Raw genomic sequence first — 16,017 nt, 5'->3', positions numbered from 1 at the left:
GCATCTGATTTGACAACGTCAAAGCCGCCCCAGAAAGCCGCCCCAGTCGAACCGGAGCACGATGCGCGACCCGTCCCCTTCCAGCCCCCCTGCGCCAGATGGCGAAGGGCCGCCGCGCCGCCGGTCGCGCCGCCGCGCGGGGATCGTCTCGGCTGTGGTGCTGGTGCTCTTGGCGGCGCTGGCCACCGGGGCGGCGGTCTATTTCACCGGGCGTCCGATCCCGGCGCCGCTTTGGGTGCAGACACGGATCGAGGCGCGGATCGCGAGCGCCCTGCCACAGGCGCGGGTGGACTTCGGTGCGATGGAATTCGTCGTCGACGAGGGATGGCGCCCCCGCGTGCGTTTGCAAGACATCTTTGTCACCACGCCCGAGGGCGATGAGATCGTCAGTTTCAATGAGTTCAAGGCCAGCCTGTCGATGCGGTCCCTGCTGCGCGGTGTGGCGCAGCCCCGGGCGATTTCGCTTTCGGGCGTGGTGGCAAATCTGCGCCGCGGGGCGGATGGCCGGGTGAGCCTGAGCGCCGGGGCCGGGATTGCGCCACCCGAGCGGGAGGCGGCGACCCTGCCGCAACTCATCGGCCAGATCGACGAGGTGCTGGCCGCCCCCGCGCTTTCCGCCCTCCGCTCGGTCGAGCTGCGCGCGCTGACGCTGCGGTTCGAGGATGCCCGCGCGGGTCGCGCTTGGACCGGAGATGGCGGGCGGCTGCGCCTGTCGCGCATTGGTGACGCGCTTGACCTCTCGGCGGACCTCGCGGTGCTCAGCGGGGGCGCGGGGGTGGCCACGCTCACCGCCAATTACAGCAGCCAAATCGGTGAGAGTGCCGCGACCTTTGGCGTCACGTTCGACGGGGTCGATGCACGCGACATCGCGGCGCAGGGGCCTGCCTTTTCGTGGCTCGAAGTGCTGCGGACCAATATCTCGGGCGCGGTGCGCAGCGGCATCGACAGCGCGGGCCGTTTCGCACCGATCAACGCCTCTTTGCAGATCGGCAAGGGCGTCTTGCAGCCTAATCCGCAGACCAAGCCGATCCCCTTCGATGGGGCGCAGAGCTATTTCAGCTACGACCCCGCGCGCCAGCTGTTGCGCTTTGACGAGATGTCGCTCGACAGCCCTTGGGTCTCGGGCAATATCACCGGCAGTTCGCAACTGGGCGATGTCACGGGCGGCATTCCGGGGCGGATGGTGGGGCAGTTCAGCCTGCGCGACCTGCGGGCCAATCCGGCGGAAGTCTACCCCGAGACGGTGGCCTTGGATCAGGCGGATATCGACTTTGAACTCAGCCTTAATCCGTTTCACCTGAAACTGGGCCGTCTGGAGATCAGCGATCAGGGCCGCAACCTGCGCCTTGATGGTGCGCTGGTGGCCGAGCCTGAGGGCTGGAACCTGTCCCTCGATGGGCGGATGGACCGGCTCAGCCCCGAACGCCTTCTGGCGCTCTGGCCCGAGGGGGTGAAGCCCAAGACCCGCAAATGGCTGCATGAGAACCTTCACGCGGGCCGGATGCGCAACCTCGATCTGGCGCTGCGCATGGCGCCGGGGCAGGCGCCGCAGACCTATGTGGCCTTTGACTATGCCGGGGCCGAGGTCCGGTTTCTCAAAACCTTGCCGCATATCACTGACGGCAGCGGCCATATGAGCCTGCTCGACAACCGCCTTGTCGTCACGGTGGACGCGGGCGAGGTCATCGCGCCGCAGGGCGGGGCGGTGACACTGGATGGCTCGTCCTTCATCATTCCCGACGTGCGGGTGAAAGACGGCAGCCCCTCGGTGATCCGGCTCAACACCCGCTCCACCCTGACCGCGGCGCTGTCGCTGCTCAATCAGCCGCCGATGCGGGTGATGGACAAGGCAGGGCTGCCTGTGACGCTCGCGGATGGGGAGGCGGTGTTGAAAGGTACGCTGGCGCTGCCGTTGAAAAAGGGCGGCAAGCCCGAAGACGTGCGCTATCACTTTGCGGGGGATTTGCTGGCGCTCTCGACCGATACGCTGGTGAAAGACCGCAGCCTTCAGGCCAACAGGCTGGCCATTACCGCGAGCAATGATCGTATCACCATCGGCGGTGAAGGGCGTATCGACGGGGTGGGCTTCGACGGGGAATGGTCGCAGGCGATCGGCCCCGGCTCGGATGAAAGCCGCCTGACCGCGCAGGTGGCGCTGACCCCGGCGGGGCTCGAAGCCTTTGGCGTGGCACTGCCCCCCGGCAGCCTTCGTGGCGAGGGACGCGGGCGGATTGCCGTGGACCTCAAAAAAGGCGAAGCGCCGCGCTTCACGTTGCAAAGCGATCTGGCGGGTTTGGGCGTCTCCGTCCCGCAACTGTCATGGAGCAAGGCGCCGGGCACCAAGGGCGAGTTGCGATTGGCGGGGCGTTTGGGCGAGACGCCGAATATCGACGCCTTTCAATTGAACGCGCCGGGGCTGCGGGTGGCGGGCTCCATCGACCTTGCCCCCGGCGGCGCATTGGACCGGGTGCGGATCGACCGGCTGCGGCGGGGCGACTGGCTGGATATCCCGTTGCAACTGATCGGGCAGGGCAAGGGCAACCCAGTGCAGGTGGTGCTGGGCGGCGGCACGCTCGACATGCGCCGGGCCGAGTTCGGCGGGGCCGAGGGGCAAGCTGGGCCGCCGATGCGCGTGGCGCTGGACCGGTTGCAGATCACCGACACGATTTACCTAACCGATCTTTCGGGCACATTCGACACCGCCAAGGGGATGGACGGCGCCTTTACCGCCCGGCTCAATGGCGGCACGCCGGTGCAGGGGCGGGTGCTGCCCCAAGCGGGGCGCAGTGCGGTGCGCGTGGTCTCGGACGACGCGGGCGGGGTTCTGCGCTCGGCCGGGTTGGTGAAACAGGTGGTCGGGGGCAACCTGTCGCTCACCCTGCTGCCGGTCGGCTCGGGCGGTGCCTTTGACGGGCAGCTCACGGTCAGTGACGTCGCTATTCAGGACGCGCCGGGGATCGCGGCGCTGGTCAATGCCATCTCGGTCGTCGGGTTGATCAATGAACTCAACGGCGACGGGATTTACTTTGACGATGTGGAGGCAAACTTTCGCCTGACCCCGAACCGATTGACCCTGACCGAGGCCAGCGCCGTGGGCGCTTCCTTGGGCCTGTCGATGGATGGGGTCTATGCGCTCGACAGCGGGTTGATCGACATGCAGGGCGTGATCTCTCCGGTCTATATGTTCAACGGGATCGGGTCGCTCTTTACCCGCAAGGGCGAGGGGCTGATCGGGTTCAACTACCGGCTCACGGGGGCCGCGAAAGAGCCCAGCGTTTCGGTCAATCCGCTCTCGGCACTCACCCCTGGCATGTTCCGCGAGCTGTTCCGCCGCCCGCCGCCCCAGCCGCCACAGGTGCAGGGCCAAGCGAATCCGGTTGCCCGGGTGCCGGAGGAACGCTAAGCGCCGAAGCGACCCTGCCGCCAGACCCGGAGCCGCGCCGATGAAGCTTTCCGATTTCGATTTCGACCTGCCTGAGACCCTGATCGCCACACGTCCCGCCAACCCGCGCTCTTCCGCGCGGTTGCTGGTGGCCGAGGGCGACGCTCTGCACGACCGGCGCGTGACCGACCTGACCGACTGGCTGGGCCCCGGCGACCGATTGGTGCTGAACGATACCCGCGTGATCCCCGCACGGCTGAGCGGCATTCGCCACCGCACCTCGGCCCAAGGGGCGGTGCAGGCCAAGATCGAAGTCACCCTGCTGGAGCCGCGCGGGAACGGCACTTGGTCGGCGCTGATCAAGCCGCTGCGCAAGCTGAAGATCGGCGAAGAGGTCGTCTTTTCCGATGATCTGCGCGCCACGTTGGAAGCAGTGGAAGACGGGCAGGGGCATCTGCGGTTCAACTGCGCGGGCGATGATTTCGACGCGGCGCTCAATGCCGCGGGGGCGATGCCGCTGCCGCCCTATATCGCCGCCAAACGTGCCGCTGATGCGCAGGACATGACCGATTACCAAACCGTCTTTGCTCGCCACGCGGGCGCGGTCGCGGCGCCTACGGCCTCGCTACATTTCGACGAGCCGCTGCTTGAAGCACTGGCCGCGAAGGGCGTGAGTTTTAGCCATGTCACCCTGCATGTCGGCGCGGGCACCTTCCTGCCGGTCAAGGTCGACGACATCTCGGAACACAAGATGCACGCCGAATGGGGCCGGGTTAGCGCAAAGGCCGCTGAAGAGATTGCCGCCACCCGCGCCGCCGGAGGGCGCGTGATCCCCGTGGGCACCACCGCCCTGCGCCTGATTGAGACGGCGGCGCGCGAGGGTGAGATCACCGCCTGGGAAGGGGATACCGACATTTTCATCACGCCCGGGTTCCAGTTCAACGTCACCGACGGTCTGATGACGAATTTCCACCTGCCCAAATCCACGCTGATGATGCTGGTTTCGGCCCTCATGGGGGTGCAGCGGGTGAAAGACATCTATGCCCATGCCATCGGCGAGAAGTACCGCTTTTTCTCCTATGGGGACTCTTCCCTTCTGCTGCCCGAGGCGCAAAAACCCGCTTGAATGTCGCACCAGGGGGTGACTAGCCTGCGATTGCCGTCCATGGGAGGGCTTGGGCGAACAAGGAATTGACTGATGATTCAAGTGGTTTCAAGCGCATGGGCGCTTTTGCTGGGCATGTGCCTGTTGATGGTCGGCAACGGCATGCAAGGCACGCTGCTGGGTATCCGTGGCGGCATCGAAGGGTTTTCAACCTTCCAGATGTCGATCGTCATGTCGGCCTATTTCGTGGGCTTCCTTGGCGGATCGCGCATGGCGCCGGGGATGATCCGGCGGGTGGGCCACGTGCGGGTCTTCGCGGCATTGGCCTCGCTGATCTCGGCGGTGATGATCATCTATCCGACATTTCCAAACACCATCGTCTGGTCGCTGGGCCGGGTGCTGATCGGCTTCTGCTTCTCCGCCGTCTACGTCACAGCGGAAAGCTGGCTCAACAACGCCGCCACGAACGAAAACCGAGGGCAGGCGCTCTCGGCCTATATGATCGTGCAAACGCTGGGCATCGTGATCGCGCAGGCGCTCTTGCTGACCGCCGATCCCTCGGGCTTCGTGCTCTTCGTCATCCCCTCGGTGCTGGTGAGCATCGCGGTGACCCCGATCCTTCTGTCGATCAGCCCGACACCGCCTTTCGACACCACCAAACCGATGAGCCTGCGCGAGTTGATGGATTTCTCGCCGCTGGGCTGTGTCGGCATGTTTCTTCTCGGCGGCGTCTTCTCGGCGCAATTCGGCATGGCGGCGGTTTACGGCGCCGAGGCCGGGCTGAGTGTCGGGCAGATTTCACTTTTCGTGGCCATGTTCTTCGTCGGCTCCGTGATCCTCCAATACCCCATCGGCTGGATCTCGGACCGCATGGACCGCCGCAGCCTGATCGTCATCGTTGCCACGCTCGGCGGTATCGGCTCGGTCATCGGGATGACGCTGGGCCATATCTTCCCGATTCTGCTGGCCACGGCCTTTCTGGTGGGCGGCATGTCGAACCCGCTCTACTCGCTGCTCATGGCCCACACCAACGACTTTCTTGAGCATGAGGACATGGCCTCGGCCTCGGGTGGGATGATATTTATCAACGGCTTGGGCGCGGTTCTGGGTCCGGTGATCACCGGTTGGATGATGGGCACGGCGCTCGGGCCGGGGGGCTTTTATCTGTTCACCGCCGTGCTTTTCGCCGCTCTGGCCGCCTATGCCTCCTATCGTAAGACACAGCGGGCCGCGGTACCGGTCGATGAGACGGGCAACTACGTGCCGATCTACCCCTCAGCGACTGCCGTGGCCGTGGAGATCGCGCAGGAATATATCATTGAAACGGAACAGGAAGCCGCCGAAGAGGCTGCCCAAGAAAACGCCGAAGCAGAGAAAAACGCCCCTGATAGCGATAACGATGTCGCGGATGACATAAAACGTGACTAGGCTTTTGCGGTAAGACGTTCTTAACTTTAACGAAACGCCCAGATTGCGGCAAAGGAGTGTGCTGGATGGCTGCCACAAATGCAGAACCCCAGGATGTACTGAATTTCTGGCTCGAAGACGTAGGTCAGGCCGGCTGGTACAACAGTTCTGAAACGTTGGATGCCGATATCCGCGCGCGGTTCGAGGGGCTTTGGGATGAGGCGCAAGCGGGCAAGCTGAACCACTGGCTGACCAATCCCACCGATGCGCTGGCGTTTTTGATCCTGACCGATCAATTCCCGCGCAACATGTTCCGCGACACGGGCAAGGCGTTTTCCAGCGACCGTATCGCGCTGGCGGCGGCAAAACTGGCGATCGAAAAAGGCTGGGACATGCGCGTTGAGGCGCCCGCGCGGCAGTTCTTCTACCTGCCGCTGATGCATTCCGAGAACCTCTGCGATCAGGACCGCTGCGTGCGTCTGATGTGCGAGCGGATGCCGAAAAGCGACGGCAGCAACCTGTTGCATGCCCGCGCCCACCGTGAAGTGATCCGCCAGTTTGGCCGTTTTCCCTATCGCAATAAGGCGCTGTCACGCAGTTTCACCGCGCAGGAGACCTCCTATCTCGACGCGGGCGGCTATGGCCGGACGGTCAAGGATCTGCGCGCGGAACTTCAAGCGGCCTGAGCCTTCGGCGGGCCGGGGCAACACGCGTGGTTGTGGCGATTGCAAATATGGTTTAGCGGTAAACTATATTTGCAAACCCTAACGCGAGGTCCTTGCCATGGCTGCCAAATCCTTTGATCTGATCGTGATCGGTGCGGGGCCGGGCGGCTATGTCGCTGCGATCCGCGGCGCACAGCTTGGCCTAAAGGTCGCGGTGGTCGAACGGGAGAACCTCGGCGGCATCTGCCTGAACTGGGGCTGCATCCCCACCAAGGCGCTGCTGCGCTCTGCCGAAGTGTTCCACCTGATGCACCGGGCCAAGGACTTCGGTCTGGCTGCGGATAAGATCGACTATGATCTTGCCGCCGTGGTCAAACGCTCGCGCGGCGTTGCCAAGCAGATGGAAGGCGGGGTCAAACACCTGCTGAAGAAAAACAAGGTCGATGTCTTCATGGGCGAGGCTTCGATCCCCGCGAAGGGAAAGGTCGCCGCCAAGACTGACAAGGGCAGCGAGGAGCTGACGGCCAAGAACATCGTGCTGGCCACTGGTGCCCGCGCCCGCGAATTGCCGGGGCTAGAGGCGGACGGCAAGCGCGTCTGGACCTACCGCCACGCCCTGCAACCTGTGCACGACCCCAAGAAACTTCTGGTCATCGGGTCCGGTGCCATCGGCATCGAATTTGCGAGCTTTTACAACACCCTTGGCGCCGACACGACCGTGGTCGAGGTGATGGACCGCGTGCTGCCGGTCGAAGACGAAGAGATTTCGAAATTCGCCAAAAAGGCATTCGAAAAACAGGGCATGACCATCATGCAAAAGGCCACGGTCAAGAAACTCGACCGTGCCGAGGATAAGGTCACCGCCCATATCGAACGGGACGGCAAGGTCGAGAAGCTTGAGTTCGACACCGTGATCTCAGCCGTTGGCATCGTCGGTAATACCGAAGGGCTGGGGCTGGAAGAGCTTGGCGTCAAGGTTGACCGCACCCATGTCGTAACGGATGAATATTGCCGCACCGGGATCGATGGGCTCTTTGCCATTGGCGACATCGCGGGCGCGCCCTGGCTTGCGCATAAGGCCAGCCACGAGGGCGTCATGGTGGCTGAGCTGATCGCGGGCCAGAAACCCCATCCCGTCAAACCCGAAAGCATCGCCGGCTGCACCTATTGCCACCCCCAAGTCGCCTCCGTCGGCCTGACCGAGGCGAAGGCCAAAGAGCAGGGCTATGACATTAAGGTCGGGCGTTTCCCCTTCATCGGCAATGGCAAGGCCGTGGCCTTGGGGGAGCCTGAGGGGCTGGTGAAAACCATCTTCGACGCCAAGACCGGCGAGCTTCTGGGCGCGCATATGGTCGGGGCCGAGGTGACGGAACTGATCCAAGGTTATGTCGTGGGCCGCCAGTTGGAGACCACGGAAGAAGACCTGATGAACACCGTCTTCCCGCATCCGACGCTCAGCGAGATGATGCATGAATCCGTCCTCGACGCTTTCGACCGCGTGATTCATATGTAAAGCGCGACGGGGCGGGGCGCGCCCAACGCGCCTCGCCCCGCCGTACTTCGGCCAAACCGTCGGGAGCCATGTCGTGGTCAGCCTAAACCGTGTCGTCATGCACCGCAGCACCCGCCGGATGATTGACCGTTTGACCCCTGAAACGCTGGACGCCGCCGAAATCTCCGGCAAGTTCGGCAAACGGTTCACGTTCAAGAGCTACACCCAGTTCGTCTATCCAACCTATGACATCTGCGCAGGTCCCTTCACCGATCCGGCGAGCGGTGCCGTGCGGCAGTTCGATCTGATCCTCGCCAATCAGGTTTGGGAGCATCTCGACCGGCCTTATACGGCACTGGGCCATGTTCAACAGATGCTCAGGCCGGGCGGATATTTCTGGATCGCCGTGCCGTTTTTCATCCCCTTTCATGCCGCCCCAAATGACAACTCCCGTTGGTCCGCCCGGGGCCTGAAGAACCTGCTGATCGAGGCCGGGTTCGACACGCACCGGATCACCGCCAAACAATGGGGCAACCGTGCCGCCGCCGCACTCAATCTAGAACCCGACTGGCCCCCGGCTTTCGACAAGGCCACAGATGATCTGACCAACGACCCCGAGATGCCGCTCTGCGCTTGGGCGCTGGCCCAGAAGGCTTGAGGGCAGATGGCTGAACACACCTCCTTTCTGCGCGTCTTTGCGCTTTGGGCCGCGGGGCTGGGGGCGGCGGCGCAATATGGCAAGATGAGCGTCATCTTCGACCTGCTGCCGGATATCTACCCGCAGGCCGGGGCGGCACTTGGGTTCTTGGTCTCCTTGGTGGGCGGTGTCGGTATCCTCCTTGGTGTCGTGGCGGGGCTGGTGGTCGCCCGGGTCCGCTATCGCCGCGCGCTCCTCTTCGCCCTTTGGCTTGGCGCGGCCGTGTCGGCTTTTCAGGCGTTCTTGCCGGGCTTTGGTTGGATGCTGGCCAGCCGCGTCGTCGAAGGGCTGTCGCACCTGGCCATCGTCGTCGCCGCGCCGACCCTCATCGCGCAGCTTAGCGCTGTGAAAGACCGCGGGTTTACCCTGACCCTCTGGGGCACCTTCTTTGGCGTCGCCTTCGCGGTCCTGACGCTTTTCGGCCGCCCGCTCGCATTGAACTGGGGTGTGCCAGCGCTCTTCGCCGTTCACGCGGTCTATATGGCGGGCTGCGCGCTGGTGCTCTCCACCAGTCTGCGCAGCTTGCCGGAGGAGGGCGCGCAGCCGCCCTTCTCCCTGCCGCAGATACTCCGCGATCACCTTGCGATCTACCGGTCACCCTTCCTCTCTGCCCCGGCGGCGGGTTGGCTATTCTATACATTCAGCTTCGTCTCCATCCTCACTGTCTTGCCGCCCTACCTCCCCGAGGCATGGCGGGCGGTCACCATGGCAGCCATGCCGCTCACCAGTATCGCGGTGTCAATGACCATTGGCGTGGCGCTGCTGCGCGGCCTGCCAGCGGTCTACGTCGTGCAAACGGGCTTTGGCCTCTCGGCCCTTTCCATGGTTTGGCTCTGGCTCGCCCCCGGCACCCCGCTGGCCTGTCTGGCGCTTGCAGGGGCTATGGGGCTGATCCAAGGGGCAAGTTTCACCGCTGTGGCACAGCTGAATACCGGCCCCGCCGCGCAGGCACAGGCCAACGGCGCGGTGGCGCAGATGGGCAACCTCGGCAACAGCCTTGGCACGCCGGTCATGGCCTTCGGCCTGGCAAGCTTCGGCGGTGCGGCGCTGCCGCTACTTGCGGGCGGGGCTTTCGTTATGGGGCTTGTGGCACATCTCCTCCTCGGTGCGGCCCGACGTCGCAGGCAACGTGTTCCTGTTTAGTTCTTACTTTTCCGTTGGAAAACACTGCATCAGCACCTATGTACAAATCGTTAAGAGGGGCATGTGATGGCTGAGCTGAAGAATATTGAAGTGCGCGGCGCGCGCGAGCACAATTTGAAGAACATCGACGTGGATATTCCACGGGACCAACTGGTTGTAATCACCGGGCTTTCTGGTTCCGGCAAGTCGAGCCTTGCCTTCGACACGATCTATGCCGAAGGGCAGCGGCGCTATGTGGAATCGCTCTCGGCCTATGCGCGGCAGTTCCTTGATATGATGCAAAAGCCGGATGTGGATCACATCTCCGGCCTCAGCCCCGCCATCTCGATCGAGCAAAAAACCACGTCGAAGAACCCGAGGTCGACCGTCGGCACTGTGACCGAGATCTACGACTACCTGCGTCTGCTCTTCGCCCGCGTCGGCACGCCCTATAGCCCCGCCACGGGCAAGCCGATCGAGGCCCAGCAGGTGCAGGACATGGTCGACCGGATCATGACGATGGAAGAGGGCACGCGGGCCTATCTGCTGGCCCCCATCATCCGCGACCGCAAGGGTGAATACCGCAAGGAATTTATTGAGTTGCGCAAGCAGGGCTTCCAGCGGGTCAAGGTAAATGGCGACTTCTACGATCTGGATGAGCCGCCGACCTTGGATAAGAAATTCCGTCATGACATCGACGTCGTCGTCGACCGGATCGTGGTGCGCGAAGGTTTGGAAACGCGGCTTGCGGACTCGCTCCGCACCGCGCTCGACCTTGCCGACGGGATCGCTGTGCTGGAAACGGCCCCCAGCGAAGGAGAGGCAGAACGCCACACGTTCTCCGAGAAATTCGCCTGTCCCGTCAGTGGCTTCACCATCCCCGAGATTGAGCCGCGTCTGTTCTCTTTCAACGCACCTTTTGGGGCTTGCCCGTCTTGCGACGGCCTTGGCGTCGAGCTTTTCTTCGACGAACGTTTGGTGGTGCCAGATCAAAACCTAAAGATCTATGATGGGGCGCTGGCGCCCTGGCGTAAGGGGAAGTCACCTTACTTTAAGCAGACCATCGAAGCCATTGCGAAACATTACAATTTTGACCAGAAGACGCGCTGGAAAGACCTCCCTGAGAAGGTGCAGAACGTCTTCCTCCACGGCTCCGGTAAGGAGGAGATCACCTTCCGCTATGACGAGGGCGGTCGCGTCTATGAGGTGAAGCGGGTGTTCGAAGGGGTCATTCCCAACATGCAGCGGCGCTACCGCGAAACCGATAGTAATTGGGTGCGCGAGGAGTTCGAACGCTATCAGAATAACCGCCCCTGTGGTACTTGCGGCGGCTATCGCCTGCGGCCCGAAGCGCTGGCGGTGCGGATTGGCCCCCGGGACGGCGGTGAAGATGAATTGCTGCATATCGGCAAAGTGGTCGAGATGTCGATCCGCGAGGCTTTCGACTGGTGCAAGACGGTGCCAGACCATTTGACCGATCAGAAGAACGAGATTGCCCGGGCCATTTTGAAGGAAATCCGGGAGCGTCTCGGCTTCCTTAATAACGTTGGTCTTGAGTACCTTACGATGTCACGTTCAAGCGGTACTTTAAGTGGTGGTGAGAGTCAGCGCATTCGTTTGGCGAGCCAGATCGGCTCGGGGTTGACGGGCGTTCTCTATGTTCTTGATGAGCCGTCGATTGGTCTGCACCAGCGCGACAATGACCGTCTCCTCGATACACTGAAGAACCTGCGCGATCAGGGGAACACTGTGATCGTGGTTGAGCACGATGAGGAGGCCATCCGCGAGGCGGATTACGTCTTTGATATTGGGCCGGGGGCCGGGGTGCACGGCGGGCAGGTTATCAGCCATGGCACGCCGCAAGAGGTTGCAGCCGATCCGAATTCTGTCACGGGTCAATACCTTACCGGCGTTCGCGAAATCTCCGTCCCGGCGAAGCGGCGCAAGGGGAATAAGAAGAAGTTGCAGGTGGTAAAGGCCACCGGCAACAACTTGCAGAATGTGACGGTGGACTTTCCGCTGGGGAAATTCGTCTGCGTGACGGGCGTGTCAGGGGGTGGTAAATCGACCCTGACGATTGAGACGCTGTTCAAGACCGCTTCGATGAATCTGAATGGTGCGCGACAGACGCCTGCGCCGTGTCAAACGATCAAAGGGTTGGAGCATCTCGATAAGGTCATCGACATTGACCAACGCCCGATTGGGCGGACTCCGCGTTCTAATCCAGCGACTTACACCGGGGCCTTCACCCCAATCCGCGACTGGTTTGCCGGGCTGCCGGAGGCCAAGGAGCGCGGCTATAAGCCCGGGCGCTTCTCCTTCAATGTCAAAGGGGGGCGTTGCGAGGCCTGTCAGGGCGACGGGGTCATCAAGATTGAGATGCATTTCCTGCCGGACGTCTATGTGGAATGCGAGACCTGTAAGGGTGCCCGCTACAACCGCGAGACGCTAGAGGTGAAGTTCAAGGGCAAGAGCATCGCAGATGTCCTTGATATGACTGTGGAAGATGCGCAGAACTTCTTTGCCGCGGTTCCGTCGATCCGTGAGAAGATGGATGCGCTGATGCGGGTCGGTCTTGGGTATATCAAGGTCGGTCAACAGGCCACGACGCTTTCGGGCGGTGAGGCGCAGCGGGTGAAACTCAGCAAGGAGCTGAGTAAACGCTCGACGGGGCGCACGCTTTACATTCTGGATGAGCCAACCACCGGTTTGCATTTTGAAGACGTCCGTAAGCTCTTGGAAGTGCTGCATGAATTGGTTGATCAAGGCAACTCCGTCGTGGTGATTGAGCATAACCTCGACGTGGTGAAAACTGCGGATCACATCATCGATATCGGCCCCGAGGGCGGTGATGGCGGGGGCCGTGTTGTGGCCACGGGTACGCCCGAAAAGGTCGCGGAAGTGGCAGAGAGCTATACGGGGAAGTACCTTAAGCCCATGTTGCGCAAGGAAACAAAAGTGGCGGCGGAATAACCGCCGCCACTTCACTGTGTCAGTTATGTTAGGGGCTTAGCCCTGATATCCGCGCTGTTCGAAGCGAGGTAGCATGGCAGAGAAATCTTTGCCCTTGCCGCCTCCCTCTTCGACGAAGCGGGTGTAGAGCTCTTTCGCCAGCGCGCCCATGGGCGTGTCGGCATTGGCCATTTTAGCGGCTTGCTGCGCGAGGCCGAGGTCTTTCAGCATCAACTCCGCCGCGAAGCCCGGTTTGTAGTCGTTGTCGGCGGGCGACTGCGGACCGACGCCGGGGGCAGGGCAGTAGGCGTTCATTGACCATGAGTAGCCGGAGGACGTGCTGACCACGTCGAACATCCGCTCACGATCGAGGCCCAGCTTGTCGGCGAGTGCGAAGGCTTCGCAAGTGGCGATCATCGTGGCGCCGAGGATCATGTTGTTGCAGATCTTTGCGGCTTGGCCTGCGCCCGCGTCGCCGCAGTGCACGGCCTTTTGACCCATGATGTCGAAGAGCGGTTTGGCCTTCTCGAAGGCCGCTTCCGCACCGCCTGCCATAAAGGTGAGCGTGCCGCCCTGCGCCCCGCCGATGCCGCCGGAGACGGGGGCGTCGACAAAGAGCAGCCCTGCTTTCTGCGCCGCCTCTGCCGCGAAACGCGCGCTTTCCACGTCGACGGTGGAGCAGTCGATCAGCAGCGCGCCGGGGGCCATATGGGCGACAGCTTCTTCGGCGACTTGGCGCAGGATCGCGCCATTGGGCAGCATGGTGATGACGACATCGGCGTCGGCGACTGCTTCGGCGATGGTCTTGGCTTCGGTGACCCCTTCGGCGGTGGTGCCAGCTACGTCATTGCCGCGCACCGTATGGCCCGCGGCGGCGAGGTTGGCCGCCATCGGGCCGCCCATATTGCCCAGACCGATGAAACCGATTGTGAGATTGCTCATGAATTTTCCTCCAACTTCAATTCGTTGTCGCCCAAGGGGGCGAGCATGGCTTCGACATCGGCCTGCGGTACGTTCCAATCGGCATGTTGCCAGTTGGGGCTGCGATCCTTCTCGATGATCGCAGCGCGCACGCCTTCGATGAAGTCGCCTTTCTCCAGTGACCGCGCGGTAAAGCGGTATTCCTGTTGCAGCGCCGGGACCATGCCGATGCCCGGGCCGCGCAGACGCCGGAGCATTTCCAGCGTGCAGGCCATCGACAGGGGGGAGTTGCGGCGCAGGGTCTTCAGCGTCTCGGCGGCGAAGGCGCTTTCCGATATGGAAAAGGTGGCTTCGATCTTTTCCAAATTCTCCGGGGCGAAAAGGTGATCCACCTCATCCTGAACTTCGGCCAGTTTGGATGGGGGCGGGGTCGTCGCCGCGCGGTCGAGGGTGAAGGGATCGCCGTTCTCTTCCAGTTGCGCGATTAGCTCGGGCCATTGGTCCTCGGGGATGAAGTAGTCGGCAAAGCCTGCGTGCAGCACATCCGCCGGGCCCATGCGCGCCCCGGTGAGGCCGAGGTATTCGCCCATCCGCCCCGGTGCCTGCGCCAGCAGCAGCGTGCCGCCCACGTCTGGCACCAGTCCGATGCCGCATTCCGGCATGGCGATCTTGCTCGTCTCGCCCACGACGCGGTGCGAGCCGTGGCAACCGATGCCGACGCCGCCGCCCATGGTGAAGCCCTGCATGAAGGAGATCACCGGCTTGGGGCAGCCATGCAGCTTGTTGTTGAGCCGGTATTCATCGGACCAGAACTGCCGGGCGAAGTCGTAGTCGCCGTCCTTGCCGGTTTGGTAGAGTTGCGCCACGTCACCACCGGCGCAGAAGGCTTTTTCACCCTCGGCATCCAGCACCACTACGGCAACCTCGGGGTCGTCGCGCCAGTCGTCGATTGCCTTCTCAATGGCGATACACATGTCGTAGCTCAGCGCGTTCAGCGCCTTGGGCCGGGTCAGGGTGATGCGGCCCGCGCGCCCCGTTTTTCGGATGTCGATGTCACTCATGGGGGCCTCAGCGGTTCTTGAGCATGTCGCGGGCTACGATCACGCGCATGATCTCATTGGTGCCTTCAAGGATCTGGTGCACGCGCAGGTCGCGGACCAGCTTCTCGATGCCGTAGTCGGCAAGGTAGCCGTAGCCGCCGTGTAGTTGCAGGCACTGGTCGACAACCTTGCTGCCGGTCTCGGTCACGAATTTCTTGGCCATTGCGCAGAACTTGGTGGCGTCCGGCGCGCCGGTGTCGAGCTTCCATGCCGCCTGACGCAGGAAGGTGCGGGCGGCCTGAAGCTCGATCTCCATGTCGGCAAGGCGGAACTGCAGCCCCTGGAACTGGTCGATGGTCTGGCCAAAGGCCTTGCGGTCGCCCATGTATTCCAGCGTCTTGTTCAGCGCGGTCTGCGCGGCACCGAGCGAGCAGGCCGAGATATTGAGCCGCCCGCCGTCAAGGCCCGCCATGGCGTATTTGAAGCCCTTGCCCTCTTCGCCGACAAGGTTCTCGGCCCCGATCTTGCAATCGTCGAACTGCACCAGCGCCGTCGGCTGGCTCCGCCAACCCATCTTGTCTTCCAGACCGCCGAAGCTGAGGCCCGGGGTGCCGTCCTCGACATAGACGGTGGAGACGCCGCGCGCGCCGTCGTCGGAGGTGCGCACCATGGTGACATAGGCATCCGAATAGCCGCCGCCCGAGATAAAGGCCTTGGTGCCGTTCAGGGTATAGCCCTCGTTGGTGCGCTCGCAGCGGGTCTTGAGCGCAGCGGCGTCGGAGCCGGAGCCGGGCTCGGTCAGGCAGTAGCTCAGAACCGTCTCCATGGTGAGCACCTTGGGCATCACGCACGCTTTCATCTCGTCACTGGCAAAGGTGTCGAGCATCTTGGCGCACATGTTGTGGATCGAGAGGAACGCCGCGACCGAGGGGCAGGCCATCGAGAGCGCCTCGAAGACCAGCGTGGCGTCGAGGCGCGTGAGCCCCGCGCCGCCGGTTTCCTCGGAGACGTAAAGCCCGCCGAAGCCCAACTCGCCGATCTGCGGCCAAAGCTCCTTGGGGATGGTGCCGTCCTTTTCCCACTGATGGGCATGGGGGGCGATATTGTCCTGCCCAAAGGCATGGGCCATGTCGAAAATGGCGGTCTGTTCCTCGTTCAATGCGAAATCCATCGCGGCTCCTCCCTGAAGTCATGTGTCCTTGGAACTGAACACTTGTTTAATTCTATCAGCCGA

General features: G+C 62.9%; 11 protein-coding genes. 8 read left to right on the top strand and 3 right to left on the bottom strand.

Going from position 1 to position 16,017, the window contains the following annotated elements; all coding sequences use genetic code 11:
• Nucleotides 1–61 precede the first annotated feature (61 nt).
• The 8 genes from ACGYK2_RS02385 to uvrA all read left to right on the top strand — a co-directional run bounded on the left by ACGYK2_RS02385 (nt 62) and on the right by uvrA (nt 12,843).
• On the top strand, nt 62–3,403 hold the full coding sequence (locus ACGYK2_RS02385; protein ID WP_271689906.1) for a DUF3971 domain-containing protein: 3,342 nt from the start codon (nt 62–64) through the stop codon (nt 3,401–3,403).
• Between the two features lie 40 nt (nt 3,404–3,443).
• The gene (gene queA / locus ACGYK2_RS02380) at nt 3,444–4,508 is read left to right on the top strand and encodes a tRNA preQ1(34) S-adenosylmethionine ribosyltransferase-isomerase QueA (protein ID WP_271689907.1); all 1,065 of its coding nucleotides are present in this window, start codon (nt 3,444–3,446) and stop codon (nt 4,506–4,508) included.
• Between the two features lie 72 nt (nt 4,509–4,580).
• On the top strand, nt 4,581–5,915 hold the full coding sequence (locus ACGYK2_RS02375; protein ID WP_271687074.1) for an MFS transporter: 1,335 nt from the start codon (nt 4,581–4,583) through the stop codon (nt 5,913–5,915).
• Between the two features lie 65 nt (nt 5,916–5,980).
• Nucleotides 5,981–6,580 (top strand): DUF924 family protein, encoded by a 600-nt coding sequence (locus ACGYK2_RS02370; RefSeq protein ID WP_271687075.1) that lies wholly within the window; start codon nt 5,981–5,983, stop codon nt 6,578–6,580.
• 97 nt (nt 6,581–6,677) lie between these two features.
• Nucleotides 6,678–8,072 carry a dihydrolipoyl dehydrogenase gene (gene lpdA / locus ACGYK2_RS02365; protein ID WP_271687076.1) on the top strand — a complete coding sequence of 465 codons (1,395 nt, stop codon included), beginning with the start codon at nt 6,678–6,680 and terminating at the stop codon, nt 8,070–8,072.
• Between the two features lie 73 nt (nt 8,073–8,145).
• Complete coding sequence (locus ACGYK2_RS02360; protein WP_271687077.1) at nt 8,146–8,709, top strand: methyltransferase domain-containing protein; 564 nt, start codon at nt 8,146–8,148, stop codon at nt 8,707–8,709.
• 6 nt (nt 8,710–8,715) lie between these two features.
• Nucleotides 8,716–9,891 (top strand): MFS transporter, encoded by a 1,176-nt coding sequence (locus ACGYK2_RS02355; protein WP_271687079.1) that lies wholly within the window; start codon nt 8,716–8,718, stop codon nt 9,889–9,891.
• 66 nt (nt 9,892–9,957) lie between these two features.
• Nucleotides 9,958–12,843, top strand: a complete 2,886-nt coding sequence (gene uvrA / locus ACGYK2_RS02350) for an excinuclease ABC subunit UvrA (protein WP_271687080.1) — start codon at nt 9,958–9,960, stop codon at nt 12,841–12,843.
• A 36-nt stretch (nt 12,844–12,879) separates the two neighbouring features.
• Here uvrA and mmsB read toward each other — a convergent pair whose 3' ends face one another.
• Genes mmsB through ACGYK2_RS02335 form a run of 3 tightly spaced genes read right to left on the bottom strand, consistent with a single transcriptional unit; the run spans nt 12,880 to nt 15,954 of the window.
• Complete coding sequence (gene mmsB, locus ACGYK2_RS02345; RefSeq protein ID WP_271687081.1) at nt 12,880–13,764, bottom strand: 3-hydroxyisobutyrate dehydrogenase; 885 nt, start codon at nt 13,762–13,764, stop codon at nt 12,880–12,882.
• The gene (locus ACGYK2_RS02340; RefSeq protein WP_271687082.1) at nt 13,761–14,804 is read right to left on the bottom strand and encodes an enoyl-CoA hydratase/isomerase family protein; all 1,044 of its coding nucleotides are present in this window, start codon (nt 14,802–14,804) and stop codon (nt 13,761–13,763) included. The genes mmsB and ACGYK2_RS02340 overlap by 4 nt, the downstream gene beginning before the upstream one ends.
• A gap of 7 nt (nt 14,805–14,811) precedes the next feature.
• On the bottom strand, nt 14,812–15,954 hold the full coding sequence (locus tag ACGYK2_RS02335) for an acyl-CoA dehydrogenase family protein (RefSeq protein ID WP_276154419.1): 1,143 nt from the start codon (nt 15,952–15,954) through the stop codon (nt 14,812–14,814).
• Nucleotides 15,955–16,017: the final 63 nt, after the last annotated feature.

The organism is Sulfitobacter sp. 1A10359 (assembly GCF_043558145.1).
Classification (GTDB): Bacteria; Pseudomonadota; Alphaproteobacteria; order Rhodobacterales; family Rhodobacteraceae; genus Sulfitobacter; species Sulfitobacter faviae.
Note: the sequence above shows the minus strand (reverse complement) of the source record. Positions and strands in the feature narration are given on the sequence as shown.